This is a genomic window from Bradyrhizobium sp. CCGUVB1N3 (assembly GCF_024199925.1).
In the GTDB taxonomy this organism is placed as follows: Bacteria; Pseudomonadota; Alphaproteobacteria; order Rhizobiales; family Xanthobacteraceae; genus Bradyrhizobium.
The window spans coordinates 1329511-1342770 of the sequence record NZ_JANADR010000001.1 but is presented as its reverse complement, the minus strand read 5'-3'; the positions used below and the strand labels follow the sequence as shown (position 1 = coordinate 1342770).

Genomic DNA, 13260 nt, shown 5'->3' with positions numbered 1-13260 from the left:
GTGTTCCAGGGAAAGACCAGATGAACGTCCACAAGAATGCGCCTTTGACGCCCAAAGGTCGAGAGGCGATGGTGCGAAGCGTGGTGGAAGGCGGGTTGAGCCAGGCCGACGCAGCCCATCAGTTCAATACGACACCCAAGACCGTCGCCAAGTGGATCAGGCGGTTCCGCGGGGAAGGTGTGGAGGGTTTGCGCGACCGCTCGTCGCGACCTCATTCATCGCCAAGCCAAACCCCGCCAGCCACGTGCGCCGCCGTCGAAGCGTTGCGCCGGCAGCGCCACACCGGCAAGCAGATCGCCGCCAAGGTCAAGGTGTCACCAGCCACCGTCAGCCGCATTCTTCGCCGCTTGGGATTAAGCCGGATACGCGATCTGGAGCCGGTCGAGCCAGTGCGCCGCTACGAGCGCGGGCGTCCCGGCGAGCTCATCCACATCGACATCAAGAAGCTCGGCAGATTCGTAAGACCCGGACACCGCATCACCGGCGATCGTCAGAAGGGCGAGAGCCGCGGCGCTGGCCACGAGTTCGTCCACGTCGCCATCGACGACACTTCGCGCCTTGCCTTCACCCAAATCCGGCGCGATCAGAGGAAGGAGAGCGCCATCGCCTTTCTCACTGACGCCGTCGCCTCCTACCGGAGCCTCGGCATGAAGGTCACCGGCATCATGACCGACAACGGCTCCTGCTATCGCGCCAAAGCCTTCCGCAGGGCATGCGGGAAGCTCGGTCTCAAGCACATCTTCACCAGACCCTACAGGCCGCAGACAAACGGCAAGGCCGAGCGTTTCATCCAGACCGCCCTGCGCGAGTGGGCTTATGCTCGTGCCTACGATACCTCCGATCAGCGCGCCAAGGACCTGCCGATCTGGCTCCATCACTACAATTGGCATCGCCCGCACGGCAGCCTCAAATCCAAACCACCTATCAGCCGCCTCGCTCTCCACGAGGACGACCTCCTGAGATTCCACAGCTAACCCACCCTACGGCAGCGTCACCTGCTCCCATCCGGCCCCATCACGAGGTCCGGCAGCCAGGTCGAGATCTCCGGCACGAAGCACAGCAGGAGCACGGCGCCCATCATCAACAGCACGAAGGGCAGCGTGCCCCAGATCACCTCGCTCAGGGGGATATCAGGCGCGACATTGCGGATGACGAAGATGTTGAGACCGACTGGCGGGTGGATCAGCCCCATCTCCATCACGATGGTCATGACGACGCCAAACCAGATGATGTCGAAATTGGCGGCACGTAAGGGCGGCAGGATGATCGGTGCGGTCATCAGGATGATCGAGACCGGCGGAAGGAAGAAGCCGAGCACGATCACCATGGCGAGGATCGCGAACAGCAGGCCCCAGCGCGGCAGATGCATCGCGACGATGGATTCGGCGGCCGACTGCGAGATGTGCAGATAGCTCATCACGTAGGAATAGAGCAGCGACATGCCGATGATCATCATCAACATGGTCGATTCCCGGATCGTCGACTTCATGATCGGCCCGAGATCGGTCGGCCGCCAGACACCGTAGATCATCGCGATCAGCGCGAGCGCGAGGAGACCGCCCAGACCCGCAGTCTCCGACGGCGTCGCATAGCCGCCATAGAGCGCGATCATGACGCCTGTGAGCAGCAGCACGAACGGAATGACGCGCGGCAGCACGCTGAAACGTTCAGCGAGCGTGAACTCATCGCGGGTCAGGATCGCAGCCTCAGGGCCGCCCTTGTTGTAGGCGGCTTCGGCCGCAGCATATTCCTGGCGGAAGCGGATCACGGCATAGGCGCCGAACAGGCTGACCAGCAAAAGCCCGGGGCCGATGCCGGCGAGGAAGAGCCGCCCGAGCGATTTTTCCGCGGCGACCGCAAACAGGATCATGGTGATCGAGGGCGGCAAAAGAATGCCGAGCGTGCCGCCGGCGGCGATGATCCCTGCGGCAAAGCCACCGGAATAGCCGCGCTTGCGCATCTCGGGAATGCCGGCCGAGCCGATCGCCGAGCAGGTCGCAGGCGAGGAGCCGGCCATCGCGGCGAACAGCGCGCAGGCGAAGACGTTGGCGACGCCGAGGCCGCCGGGCACGCGATGCAGCCAGGCATGCAGGGCCGAGTAGAGATCCTGGCCGGCGCGCGACTTGCCGATCGCCGCACCCTTCAGGATGAAGAGCGGGATCGACAGCAGCGTGATCGAGGCCATTTCCTCGTAGACGTTCTGCGTCACCGTATCGAGCGAGGCCGCGGGCATGTAGATGCCCATGAAGACGACCGCGACCGCGCCGAGCGCGAACGCGATCGGCATGCCGGAAAACATCGCAAACAGCGTCGCCAGCCCATAGGACAGGCCGATACCGAACACGCTCATCGGCGCTTGGCTCCGGTGAAGGGAAGGGCGAGCTGCACGATGATCTGCACGCAAAGCAGGCTCATGCCGAGCGCCATCAGGCCGTAGGGAATGGCGAGCGGCGGCGACCACATCGAATTCGAGACCTGGCCGTCGACATAGGCCTCGTGGGTGAGAGTCCAGGACTTCCAGGTGAAGAAGGCGCAGAACAGCAGCGTGACGGCGTCGACCAGCCAGAGCCGGATCCTGTTCGCGAGCGGCGACAACAGCCCGACAAAGGCCTCGATGCCGATATGGCCGCGATTTTGCTGCACATAGGCCGCCGTCATGAAGGTGGCGCCGACCAGCAGGAAAACGGCCGCCTCGTCCTGCCAGTAATTGGCGGCCTTGAAGAGCGCGCGGCTGAGCACGCTGTAGCTCAGGATCGCGCAGGCGGCGACCAGCGCGAGTGCGGCCAGCACCACGATGATGCTGTTGAGGACGGCGAGCACGCGATCGAGCGCCGCCGCTAGCCCGTGGCGTGCGGCGGCATCGACCGGGTCGTCACGATCCGGAAGCGGACCGTGCATCAGGCCGAGACTTCGGAGGCGAGCTTGAGCAGGCTCGCCGAAGTCGCGGTCTTCGCGCCATAGTCCTTCCAGGCGGTATCGCGGGCGATCTCGCGCCACTTGCCGACGGTTGCCGCATCGAGCGCGCTGACCTTGGCGCCGGCCTTCGCGTAGACCTTGGCGACCTCGACGTCGTCATCCTGGGCGCCCTTGCGGCCGAAGGCTTCGAGCTCGGTGCCAACCGCAAGCAAAATGCTCTGATGGTTCTTCGGCAGCTTGTCGAAGATCGCTTTCGACATCATCAGGGGTTCGAGCATGAACCAGTAGGAGGCGCCCGCGCCCGAGGTCAGCGATTTTGCGACTTCCTCCAGGCGGAACGAGATCAGGCTGGTGGAGGAGGTGATGCCGGCATCGCAAGCGCCGGTCTGCATCGCTGCATAGATTTCGTTCGAGGGCACCGAGAGGACGGACGCGCCGGCGGTCTGCAGCACCATGTCCATCTCGCGCGAGCCGCCACGCACCTTCATGCCCTTGGCATCTTCGGGAGCAACGATCGCCTTCGAGCGGCTGGCGACGCCGCCGGCCTGCCAGATCCAGGAGAGCAGGATGATGCCCTTGTCGGCGAGGAAGTCGGAGAGCGCCTTGCCAACCGGCTCCTTCTTCCAGCGCATGCCCTGGTCGTAGGTCGTAACGAGGCCCGGCATCAGGCCGATATTGGTCTCCGGCAGTTCGCCGCCGGCATAGGGCATCGGATAGAGCGAGATATCGAGCGCACCCTTGCGCATTGCTGAGAACTGCGCGTTGGTCTTGATCAGCGAGGAGTTCGGATAAATCTCGGCGGCGATGTCGCCATTACTGCGCTTGGCGACCTCGGCGGCAAACATGCGACAGAGACGGTCGCGGAAGTCGCCCTTGTCGATCGTGCCGCCCGGGAATTGGTGCGAAATCTTCAGCGTGGTCGCGGCATGCGCGGTCCCGATGCTGAAGCGGAGAATGGCGGGCGCGGCAACAGCCGTCGCGAGAAGGTGACGTCGCGTGAACATGGATTTGATCCCCTTGAACGGTTCTTGATGATTGGGTCTTGAGGCCGGCGTTTGGGCACATCCTAGCCGGTCTTTCGCCCGATATTCTCTAATCTGATAGTTCGAGAGCGAATGCGGCGGCAAGTCGCGGGGGCGCTGATGCTGCGCTGCACACTCGTTCCTCAGGTTCCGCGCACTAGCATGGCTCACGCCGGCAAAATTGTGTCGGGCTGAACACGGAAACGGGGCAAGGGCTCGGAAAAAATTCGGCCGCTCGCGTAACAAACATGCCCGCCGTCCCGTCGAGCAGGAGTAGCGGCATCCGTCGCTGGCAACCATCACCCTCGAAGGGAAGATCAACCATGACCATTCGCACCCGCATCGCGCTCGGCGTCTCCGCTGCCGCTCTCTCGCTCAGCCTGGCGCTTGCGCCGGCTGCCTTCGCTCAAGACAAGATGGGCAAGGACGAGGCCATGAAGAAGGACACGATGTCCAAGGATGGCATGAAGAAGGATTCCATGTCGAAGGATGACGGCATGAAGAAGGACACGATGTCCAAGGACGGGATGAAGAAAGACGACGGCATGATGAAGAAGAACTGATCGCGCCGACATCGTCATTCCGGGGCGCGCGACGGCGCGAGCCCCGGAATGCTCAATGACACATTGTGGACTCGATACGGTTGGACTCGTGCTTGGCGCGGTCTCGTCGCATCGCTCCGGTGTGACGCTACTTCCGCTTGCCTTTGGCCTTGCGGGCGGCGTAGCGCGCGTCGCGCTTGGCCTTCTGCTCGGCTTCGAGCTCGGCCAGTTTGGCGGACGTTTCCTCAGCCTCGCGCGCAATCCGCGCGGCCTCCGCGGCCGCGGCTTCTTCCTCGCGGCGCCTATGCTCGGCTTTTTCTGCCTCGCGTGCCGACTTTATCTCGGCACGCTTGGCGGCAATCGCCTCGCGCTCGGCACGCCGCGCCGCGACCCCGGGGTCGTCTTGCCCCGGCTGCGATTTGAATTTGTTCAAAAGATTTTTGCGGGCTTCCAGTGCCGCCTTTTGCCGGTCTGCGAAGCCGGGTTCCCTGAATCCACTCATCGAACGAGCCTTGTCTTCCTCGCTTTCAATCCTACATCAACGCCTGCGGGTGCGGCGGTCGCGAACAAACGTGCGCCGCGCGACGAACAAGCGTGTACATCTATGCGCGTCGCGAAGCCACCCATAATCGCAGCCTATCAGGTCGCGAAAAATCGCTGGAATCGCCGATCTTTCGTAGTCCGGAAAAACTGCCGAATTGTGATCCCCCTAACAAGGGAGCACGGGGGCGGCGCCTAGTGTCCGCACCGAGACGAACGGAGCTACGGCGATGACTATTTTCCGGGTGTCTTTGCGAACTTTCGCGATCACATTTGCGACAGTGGCGCTCGCCGGCATCGTCGTTTACCTGGCCCAGCCCAAACCGGTCGAGAGCGGCTTGCTCGGCGCCGAATGGCAGTGCAGCCAGACGGCGTTTGTACTCACGACCTGCGCGCCGCGGGTGCAGCAGGCCACCTCGGCATCGAACAAGGTGGCACTCCGCGCACCCAAGCCCTGAATGTGGTGTGACGTGGCGCCGCAGAGATGGTAAGGGCAGCAATTCACGGCTTCCCCTGCCATGCCCGATACCCAGCCCAACTCGCAATCAAAGCCGCAGCCAAGGCCGCCCGGCGATAATCGCCGCGGCGCCATCGCCGGACTGATCATTGCCGTCGTCATCCTCGGCGTCGGCCTTTGGCTGGCGCGCGATCTCACCGCCGCCAGCAAGATGCAGGATTGCCTGATGTCGGGACGCACGAATTGCAACGTGATCGAGCCGGCGCGCTAACGCGGCGGACGAAAAATTGCCGTGATCTTAATCATTTGTAACGGGACATCGCTGATCAACGGGATCAGCTTTGTCCGCCGGCATCAACTGGAGTCCGACTTTGTCGGGCGTCCGGACCACGGCGACGACAGATGAGAGCTAGAGGTAAGGGGTAGGCACCAATGCGTGCATCCAGCCGGATGAAGATTATCATTCCCTTGGTTTCGGCCGTGTCGCTGCTCGCGCTTTCGGCGCAGGCGCAGGATTCGAACCCAGAAAGGGGGGGCCAGCGGCCGGGTGCGGGCGCACCGCCACACGCCAATGCTCCCACGCGAGTCGCGCCGCCGCAGCAGGCCACGCGAGTTGCACCGCCGCAGGGTGTGCACCAGGGTCCGGCCGGCGGACCGCCGCAGGGGCGCTATGTGGCCCGCGGGCCGGTGCCGCAGCGCGACTGGGGTGGACACGCCTATCGCGGCAATCTCGCCTGGGACGGCGGACGCTGGCGGCATGAGAACCACAATGGCCGCTATGGCTGGTGGTGGGACGTTGGCGGCGCCTGGTATTATTATCCGGAGCGCATGGACGGGCCGCCCGCCTACATCTCCGAAGAGTACATCGATGACGTGCCGGTGGCCTATGCGCCGCCACCTCCGGCCTATGCGCCGCCTCCACCGCCTGCTCCGGCAGACCCGGGCGCGAGTGCGCTCGGCGGGGCCATCGTCGGTGGCGTGCTCGGCGGGCTGATCTCCGGCAACGCGACCGGAGCCGCCGCCGGCGCCGTGCTCGGCGGTGCGACCGGAGCAATCGCCGGCGCAACGGCTGCGTCGCAGCCGGGCTATTATTGGTCGCAGGGCAATTGCTACTACCGCTATCCGAGCGGGCAGTACGTGCTTGCCGATCAGCGCGCGTGCTACTGATCCGCGGATCAATCCATGATCTGACCGAGGCGGGCCCAAGGCCCGCCTTTTTCGTTTGACACGCTGCTTCGGATTGCGGCGCGATCGCGGGGCGGGCTTGCCGACAAGCGTTGTTAACTGGCCTCAGCTATGAAGCGCCGATGAGGTCTTGCACGCGCCTGTCATGGGTCCTGTACGCCGCGCCGCTCTGCCTGGTGGTGCTCGCGGCCGGCCCGGTGCGCGCAGGCGCGGCGGATGACGCGGCGGCCGCGCTCGATGTTACCGGCGCGGTCATGTCGGACAGTGTCGAAGCTCCATCAGCCGCGGATGCCGAGCCGTTTCCGGCGCGCGCGTCCGTTCGCGCGCTGATCGAGAAGGAGGCCGCGAAGACGAAATTGCCGCCCGATATCGCGGAAGCCGTCGTCTTCGTCGAAAGCCGCTACGATTCCACGGTGATCGGCCGCGTCGGCGAGATCGGGCTGATGCAGGTCAGACCCGAGACGGCGGCCATGCTCGGCTTCAAAGGCACCACGGCCGAGCTCGCCAGACCCGACATCAATATCCACTACGGCGTGACCTATCTCGCCAGGGCCTGGCGGCTGGCCCAGGGCGACCTGTGCCGCGCGCTGATGAAATACCGCGCCGGGCACGGCGAAGAGACCATGACGGCGCGCTCCGTGATCTACTGCAATCGCGCGCGCAACCGCCTCATCGCGATGAGCTCGCCGTTCGCGACACCGGGTGCGACGACGGCCGTAGCGCCGGATCCCGAGCCCGCGCGGGCCGTCGCGAGCGCGAAACCGCAAGCACGTCCATCACCGGTCAAGCCGACCGACGTCTATGCGACCTACAAGCACGGCACGGCGGCGGCCAGCCGCGCATTCTGGGCCGCGCATGAAGCGCGCGTCCGCGCGATCAAGGCGCGGATCGAGACCAGATGGCGGCGGGTGGCGTCGCGTTAGGCAATCTGCGTAGCTGCCTACGTCTCAATCATTTCCGGGCATGCAGACAGGGGCGCTCGCCGAGCGCTGTGCTTCCTGTGGCGACGCACAACAACTGCCTGAAATTTTCTCTGGCGCTCCCGGCCAGTTCGCGGTTTTGATCAAAGAAAAAAAGCGATTGAACTGATTCACGGGGAAACGGGACATGCTGGACGCTATCCAGATCAGCGTTGCGCTTTGGGGAATGATCGTGTGCGGCAGCATCAAGGCCGCGCAACTGGCGCAACATATTTTCTAGAAGATCAGCCAACTCACCACTGCCACTCCGGCCCAGATCAGGGCGCCGATCCAGGCGACCATGACGACGCCGATGGTCGCGAGATAGGCCACGCCGAGCAGATCGCGGCTCCGGCGCGGCGCCTGTGCGTCCGCGTCCGTGGCTGCTGCTTCGGCTTCGTGCGTCATGGCGGGCAGGGGTGTCCGTTGATGTGTCGTTGCGTGACCCGCGGCCGCAACGTCGCGCGGCCGCACGGCCTGCCTTTTAGCCGAGGAATCGCGCCGCCTCTGTGATTAAATTCACAATCGCGGCCGTTATCCGTGAACCGTCGTCAACAGGTGCTCGCCGGTTCAGGCGGCCCGGCTCCAGTCGGTCGAGGGGGCCATCGCCTCGAACTGCCGTTGCAGGGTCGAAACCGTCGCCTGCAGGTTGTCGCGGCGTCCCCGCAACGTCAGGGCCAGCATCGGATAGGCGTGGTTCGCAGGATCGAACACGCCGGCCTTACGCTCTTCTTCCTGGATGTCTGCATCCAGGAGTTGAACCCTCCAGCGCAGGTCGGCGATCAAGGCGTGGAGTTGCGTGGTGGCGGTCGCTTCGAAGCGGGACATCGGCTGCATGGTCATGCCTCACTGTGAAACAGACCCACGGCGGGTCTGGCTGATTGGGCATGCCTGAGCAAAGCCAGTGCCAATTCAAAGGCCGAAGGCCGGAAGTCATTGTCGCCCGCATCTTGCTGCGCTGCGGCGTTAACCAAACCTGCGGGGGGGCCTGCGCCGCCTCCGACTGTTCTGATTATCCGCAGGATGGCATCGACGTCCCCGCATTCATACGGGGCGAATTGTCAAACCATTGTCCACTTCCGCGAGTCATGATCGGCGTCATGAGCACGGAGTATGACCCCGAGAGTGAAGCCGAGGCGTTGATGAAGCGCGCTGCGGCCTCCGAAGGCGCCGACCGGCAACGGTTGATCCGGCTTGCGCTGGCGTGGCATCAGCTCGCGCGCCAGCGGCGTGAGAGCGACGCCGAGTAGGGGCGTCCCGCGACCGGGCCTCGGCGTTATGGAACCGTTGGCTCCTGACCGACTTGCCTTGCTGTGCCGACGACCGCCGACTGTCGGCACGCGGGAATGGCGGCCTCGGTATGATGCCCCCCGTACCAGCCGAGGCCGTTTCTGATCGCGACGACGACGGACGCCGACGATGCGGCGATCTTCGATTCGACCACTTCGCTCGAAGCAGGCGCGCATGAGCGTCGCCTGGTTTGCGATCGTTGCGGTGGCGGGCTTCGTGCTCTTCCTGTGCATTCATTTTGGCGAACGGGCACAGCAGGCTGCCATCGAGAGACTTTCGACGCACCCCTCGCAATCGGTCGGCCAGCGAAAGTGATCCTCCAGATCCGCCCACCGCCCAGGCCTCGCGCATTTTTGCGAAAACAACCCCATGCAAAGTAGGACGGGGCCCGGACGTCTGTACTATATTACCGGTAGCGCTTTGCCAGGGGGGCACGGCTTCATGGGTGGGAGCTCACCCGGGTGAACGGCGGCGACGTCGGCGTGACGTTGCTGAACCGGGTCAAGGCGGAGGTGAGGTCGAAGCGGGAAGAGATCCTGGTGACGTAGCGGTCATCCGGAACGCGCGTCGGCTCACGAAAAACAGCAGGGCTTCCGCCGCCGCGGAAGGGATGCCTGTCGTGGACCTATCGATGGTCTCTTGTTCGACGCCTGCGTCCTGTCTGTTTACACGTTACACGCCGTAGAAGATCTTGATTCCCCACAACACGATGACGATACCCAAGACCAAACTGGCTGCCGCCAGTACACTTTCCAAGGAAGCGACTCTCATTCTACTCTCCGCTTCCCAGCCCCACTTGCGGTCTAAGTGATTCGCTGAATCGCCGGCAATCGTGAGGTGTGACGCTTCATCTTTCTTTCGTAGGGCGTTGTTTGCGCGCCACAACGTATTTTCACGGATCGAAGGTGCAGTAGCGGCACGGACAAATCCCGGAAAGATTGTGAGACAGTTCACAATCATCCACCGCGGGCGCCCCTTATCGTTCGTTTCGAGGAAACGGACCAATGTGGCCGCAGGCCGAGGGGGGGCACGATGACGGTGATCGACACGAACACCAATTGTCTTAACGCGATTGACACGCTTCGGGCCCGAGGCGTCACCGCCGTCGGCCGCTACTATCGGGTGGTTCATCCGGAGTGGCGTCTCACGGAGGCGGAGGCGCAAAGGCTCAGCGCGGCAGGGATCAAGATTTTCACGGTCTATGAAGACCGGGGCCACAACCTCACCCTGACTGTGGCGCAGGGAAAGACTGACGGCCAGAATGCGCTCGCGCAAGCAACCGAGATTGGTCAGCCCGCAGGAACACCAATCTATTTCGCAGTAGAGGGGCTGCCGAACGGTTATGTCGAGTCCGACCTGCCTGCCATCAGGGACTACTTCGCCGGCGTCAGGCAAGCGATCGGGACGAAATATCAGCTCGGCGTCTACAGCGACGGCATTGTCTGCGAGACCCTTCTGAACGAAGGGATCTGCTCTTACACGTGGTTGTCGGCCTCAAAGTCCTTCGCGGGAACGCGCGACTTCTATCGCTCGGGACGTTGGAACCTCGCGCAGACCACGCCGCTCGATCAGAACTGGGATGGGCTGAGCGTCGACGTCAATGAAGCCAAGGTCGATTTCGGTGCGTGCACGGTCGCGGGCGCGCCGGCGGTTGGCGCTGCCGCGCCATTGTTCGCGGTCCGCGCTGGCGGAGCAACCGCTGGCGGAGGCAATTTCTATACTGACGTCATTATGAGCGATCCTCGGTTCAACAGCTCGAAGCGGATCGCAGATCCAGAGCTTCTGGAGCCTGTCACCAGGGAGCTCGTACAAGCAATCATCGACGACGCTGGGGCAAATGGCCTGAAGTTGATGATCTTTGAAACCTATCGCAGCCAGGCGCGTCAGATCGCATTGTTCAATCAAGGCGCAACCAAGCTCAGGCAAGTCGGCGTCCACCACTTCGGGCTCGCTTGCGATCTCGTCAAGGATATCAATGGTCAGCCATCTTGGAAGGGCGACTTCTCGCTGCTGGGATCGCTCGCCAAGCATCATAGGCTGATTTGGGGAGGCGACTGGGGTACCCCTGGCAGCGTTCACACGTTCATCGATGACGATCACGTCCAGCGCGCGAGCCTGGGACGCCAGGCTCGCCTGTTCTCCGGTGACTGGTATCCCGATGCGAGCTACGATCCGTACGATGATTTGCGATAGCGCGTAGGATGGCGCTCGACCCATCCTACGAGCTGATGCCGGAGAAGCATCGATAGACAAGCGCTGCCGGGCTCGAAATGCCAGTCCCCCCGGCAGCGCTCTTGTCTCAAAACCGGGCACTGAAATCCCAGTCGGCTATGAGATAGCAAGGCTCATGCCACAGGTTTGTGACAGTGCCGAAACGGGCCTATCAGTAGGGACCTCCGTAGGGGCTCCGATAGAAGCGGGGCGGAGGCGGATAGGCGGGTGGATACCCGTATCCCCCACCATAATAGGGGTCGCCATACCCGGGGTCCCGATACGCGTAGCCGTAGGAATAATAAGGATCGTAGTAGCCACCACCGTAGTAAGGGGCAGCAAGGGCGCCCGCGATCAGACCGCCAGCAAGAAGTCCTGCGCCTACGCCCCAACCTCTTCCGCCCCAGCCAAAGCCACCACCATGCCAGCCGCCACCCCAGCGAATCTGTACCGTATTCTCAGTCGATTTCGCTAATCCGGAAAGGGATGATAGCGGCGCAGCAGAAGCGGGCGCACTGACCAACGATATCGTGCCGGCAAGAAACAGCGCGGCTGCTGTCTTGACGGTGCTCATGGATCACCTCCACTCGTAAGAGACAAACGCTCGACCAGCCAACCCTGCAAGACGCGCCGGGTTCCCTGTGGTCGCTGCCAGTCACAAGCTTGTTTATCGCGCAGAGGTGCGGCGGCGACTGCGCGTTTAGTTCGCCCGTACTTACCGACGTTGGGAGAACTAAGTGCACTGGACTGCACCCCTGAAGTGAGACACGTCGGAAAAGGACAGCGGGGACCCGTTGCATCCTAAGATAGAAATACGCTACTTAAACTGGTACCTTGCGCGTCTGATCTCGACCCCGCGATCAAGGGCAGCATCTCCAGGAGATCGGAGGCCCCATGGTGGAAGTCACTCGACTGAACGTCGTGTTGGTCCACGGCACGTGGGGACGAGGTTTCTGGCGGTGCTGTAGGAAGCCTACCGCCGGCTGGTGCGAAGCCGAGGCCAGCTTCGTGGTGGAACTAAAAAGGGCAGTGCTGTCCCAGCTTCCTGGCGTTCAACTGACGGTAGATGCCTTCGCCTGGAGCGGATCGAATTCCGTGTTCGAGAGGGAAAAGGCCGCCGGACGCCTTGCCGTCAGACTATCCGCACTCGGATCTGGCGATGGACGGACGTTGATTGTCGCGCATAGTCACGGAGGCAATGTCGCTCTGAAAGCCATTTCGGCGATTTGCGACTCCTCCAGGACTTATCTGTGCACGCTGGCGACGCCATTCCTCTCAATCGTCGCGGTTGATCGGCGCCTGCCACATTCACCAATTCTCCTTCGCCTTGTTGCGGCGACTTCGGTCGTCGCCGCGCTCTACTTTCTATTTCCATTTTCGTTCATCGATCATGTGCTCGCGCTTCTGCTTTGCTTGATGCTCTTCACGACGGGGACCGAGGCGCTTTATTGGCTGCTGACTCGTGCGTTCGCCAACACTCCAGCCGCAAATGCGGAATATCCTTCGTTCTGGAAGAATCTTCTGTACTCGGCCGATTGGCAGCAGCGACCTGAGCGGCTCGCTGATGCGACCGCCTGGGACGCGAGAGTCCTCAGTGGGAGGCTGTTGGTGCTGCGAGGTGTCGATGACGAGGCGGCGCTGACGCTTGCTGCCGGCGCGATCGTCAATCGCGTGACTCGAGCGGCATACAGGTGGTCGTCGACAATCTTGTTCGGGTTTGTGGGTTTTATTGCCTATATATTGACGATCAAGGCGCTTGAACTGTTCTCTGTCAACTACGCAAAGCAGTTCGTCAGCTCATCGATGCCGATACTTCTGGTGAGCATCTTGATCGGACTGTTTTTGCCGTCGCTGGCACGAATGGTGTTTGGCAATGAGCTTGGCGCCGGCGCAATGCGTTGCGACATCCTCTTCGACTCCGTTCCGGACATTGACGATGTTGACGTCAAGACTGTCGGGATTGGCCTGAAGAACAGCGGCCTGGTTCATTCGTTGCACGAAGTCCCCGAGGTTCCCAAATCGATCGCTGCTTGGCTGTCCGACCGTATTCTGTCAGAACCCAGCACCCAGCAAGTCTCATAGCCAATCGAACTTGAAGCGGCGCGCGCGCCCGCGCGTAGGTCCGAACCTGCGACTCG

The 13260-nt window shown here is 62.7% G+C and carries 17 protein-coding genes; 10 read left to right on the top strand and 7 right to left on the bottom strand.

Going from position 1 to position 13260, the window contains the following annotated elements:
- Positions 1-20 precede the first annotated feature (20 nt).
- Entirely contained in the window at positions 21-974 is a 954-nt protein-coding gene (locus NLM33_RS06320; protein WP_254095255.1) for an IS481 family transposase, read from the top strand.
- A gap of 17 nt (positions 975-991) precedes the next feature.
- On the opposite strand, the gene NLM33_RS06315 is transcribed toward NLM33_RS06320, so the two are convergent.
- Genes NLM33_RS06315 through dctP form a run of 3 tightly spaced genes read right to left on the bottom strand, consistent with a single transcriptional unit; the run spans position 992 to position 3920 of the window.
- The gene (locus NLM33_RS06315; protein ID WP_254095254.1) at positions 992-2350 is read right to left on the bottom strand and encodes a TRAP transporter large permease; all 1359 of its coding nucleotides are present in this window, start codon (positions 2348-2350) and stop codon (positions 992-994) included.
- Positions 2347-2901 carry a TRAP transporter small permease gene (locus NLM33_RS06310; RefSeq protein ID WP_254105671.1) on the bottom strand — a complete coding sequence of 185 codons (555 nt, stop codon included), beginning with the start codon at positions 2899-2901 and terminating at the stop codon, positions 2347-2349. The genes NLM33_RS06315 and NLM33_RS06310 overlap by 4 nt, the downstream gene beginning before the upstream one ends.
- Entirely contained in the window at positions 2898-3920 is a 1023-nt protein-coding gene (gene dctP, locus NLM33_RS06305) for a TRAP transporter substrate-binding protein DctP (RefSeq protein WP_254095253.1), read from the bottom strand. The genes NLM33_RS06310 and dctP overlap by 4 nt, the downstream gene beginning before the upstream one ends.
- 341 nt (positions 3921-4261) lie before the next feature.
- Between dctP and NLM33_RS06300 the strand changes: the two genes are divergently transcribed.
- Entirely contained in the window at positions 4262-4501 is a 240-nt protein-coding gene (locus NLM33_RS06300; protein ID WP_254095252.1) for a pentapeptide MXKDX repeat protein, read from the top strand.
- 127 nt (positions 4502-4628) lie between these two features.
- Here NLM33_RS06300 and NLM33_RS06295 read toward each other — a convergent pair whose 3' ends face one another.
- Entirely contained in the window at positions 4629-4982 is a 354-nt protein-coding gene (locus tag NLM33_RS06295; RefSeq protein ID WP_254095251.1) for a DUF6481 family protein, read from the bottom strand.
- 268 nt (positions 4983-5250) lie between these two features.
- Here NLM33_RS06295 and NLM33_RS06290 point away from each other — a divergent pair, with 268 nt between their 5' ends.
- The 4 genes from NLM33_RS06290 to NLM33_RS06275 all read left to right on the top strand — a co-directional run bounded on the left by NLM33_RS06290 (position 5251) and on the right by NLM33_RS06275 (position 7585).
- Complete coding sequence (locus NLM33_RS06290; RefSeq protein WP_254095250.1) at positions 5251-5478, top strand: hypothetical protein; 228 nt, start codon at positions 5251-5253, stop codon at positions 5476-5478.
- 60 nt (positions 5479-5538) lie between these two features.
- Positions 5539-5748: a DUF2273 domain-containing protein gene (locus NLM33_RS06285; protein ID WP_254095249.1), complete on the top strand. Its 210-nt coding sequence runs from the start codon at positions 5539-5541 to the stop codon at positions 5746-5748.
- A gap of 161 nt (positions 5749-5909) precedes the next feature.
- Positions 5910-6644: a hypothetical protein gene (locus NLM33_RS06280; RefSeq protein WP_254095248.1), complete on the top strand. Its 735-nt coding sequence runs from the start codon at positions 5910-5912 to the stop codon at positions 6642-6644.
- A gap of 140 nt (positions 6645-6784) precedes the next feature.
- Positions 6785-7585 (top strand): transglycosylase SLT domain-containing protein, encoded by an 801-nt coding sequence (locus NLM33_RS06275; protein ID WP_254095247.1) that lies wholly within the window; start codon positions 6785-6787, stop codon positions 7583-7585.
- Positions 7586-7858: 273 nt separating this feature from the next.
- On the opposite strand, the gene NLM33_RS06270 is transcribed toward NLM33_RS06275, so the two are convergent.
- On the bottom strand, positions 7859-8029 hold the full coding sequence (locus NLM33_RS06270) for a hypothetical protein (RefSeq protein ID WP_254095246.1): 171 nt from the start codon (positions 8027-8029) through the stop codon (positions 7859-7861).
- A 162-nt stretch (positions 8030-8191) separates the two neighbouring features.
- Positions 8192-8464 carry a hypothetical protein gene (locus NLM33_RS06265; protein ID WP_371929909.1) on the bottom strand — a complete coding sequence of 91 codons (273 nt, stop codon included), beginning with the start codon at positions 8462-8464 and terminating at the stop codon, positions 8192-8194.
- A 257-nt stretch (positions 8465-8721) separates the two neighbouring features.
- Between NLM33_RS06265 and NLM33_RS06260 the strand changes: the two genes are divergently transcribed.
- From NLM33_RS06260 to NLM33_RS06250, 3 genes are all read left to right on the top strand, one after another.
- The gene (locus NLM33_RS06260) at positions 8722-8871 is read left to right on the top strand and encodes a hypothetical protein (protein ID WP_254095245.1); all 150 of its coding nucleotides are present in this window, start codon (positions 8722-8724) and stop codon (positions 8869-8871) included.
- 214 nt (positions 8872-9085) lie between these two features.
- Complete coding sequence (locus NLM33_RS06255; protein WP_254095244.1) at positions 9086-9226, top strand: hypothetical protein; 141 nt, start codon at positions 9086-9088, stop codon at positions 9224-9226.
- A 717-nt stretch (positions 9227-9943) separates the two neighbouring features.
- Positions 9944-11104 (top strand): glycoside hydrolase domain-containing protein, encoded by a 1161-nt coding sequence (locus tag NLM33_RS06250; protein ID WP_254095243.1) that lies wholly within the window; start codon positions 9944-9946, stop codon positions 11102-11104.
- Between the two features lie 190 nt (positions 11105-11294).
- Here the strand turns inward: NLM33_RS06250 and NLM33_RS06245 are convergent, their stop codons facing one another.
- Positions 11295-11696 carry a hypothetical protein gene (locus NLM33_RS06245; protein ID WP_254095242.1) on the bottom strand — a complete coding sequence of 134 codons (402 nt, stop codon included), beginning with the start codon at positions 11694-11696 and terminating at the stop codon, positions 11295-11297.
- 320 nt (positions 11697-12016) lie between these two features.
- Here NLM33_RS06245 and NLM33_RS06240 point away from each other — a divergent pair, with 320 nt between their 5' ends.
- Positions 12017-13204 carry a hypothetical protein gene (locus NLM33_RS06240; protein WP_254095241.1) on the top strand — a complete coding sequence of 396 codons (1188 nt, stop codon included), beginning with the start codon at positions 12017-12019 and terminating at the stop codon, positions 13202-13204.
- Positions 13205-13260 lie beyond the last annotated feature (56 nt).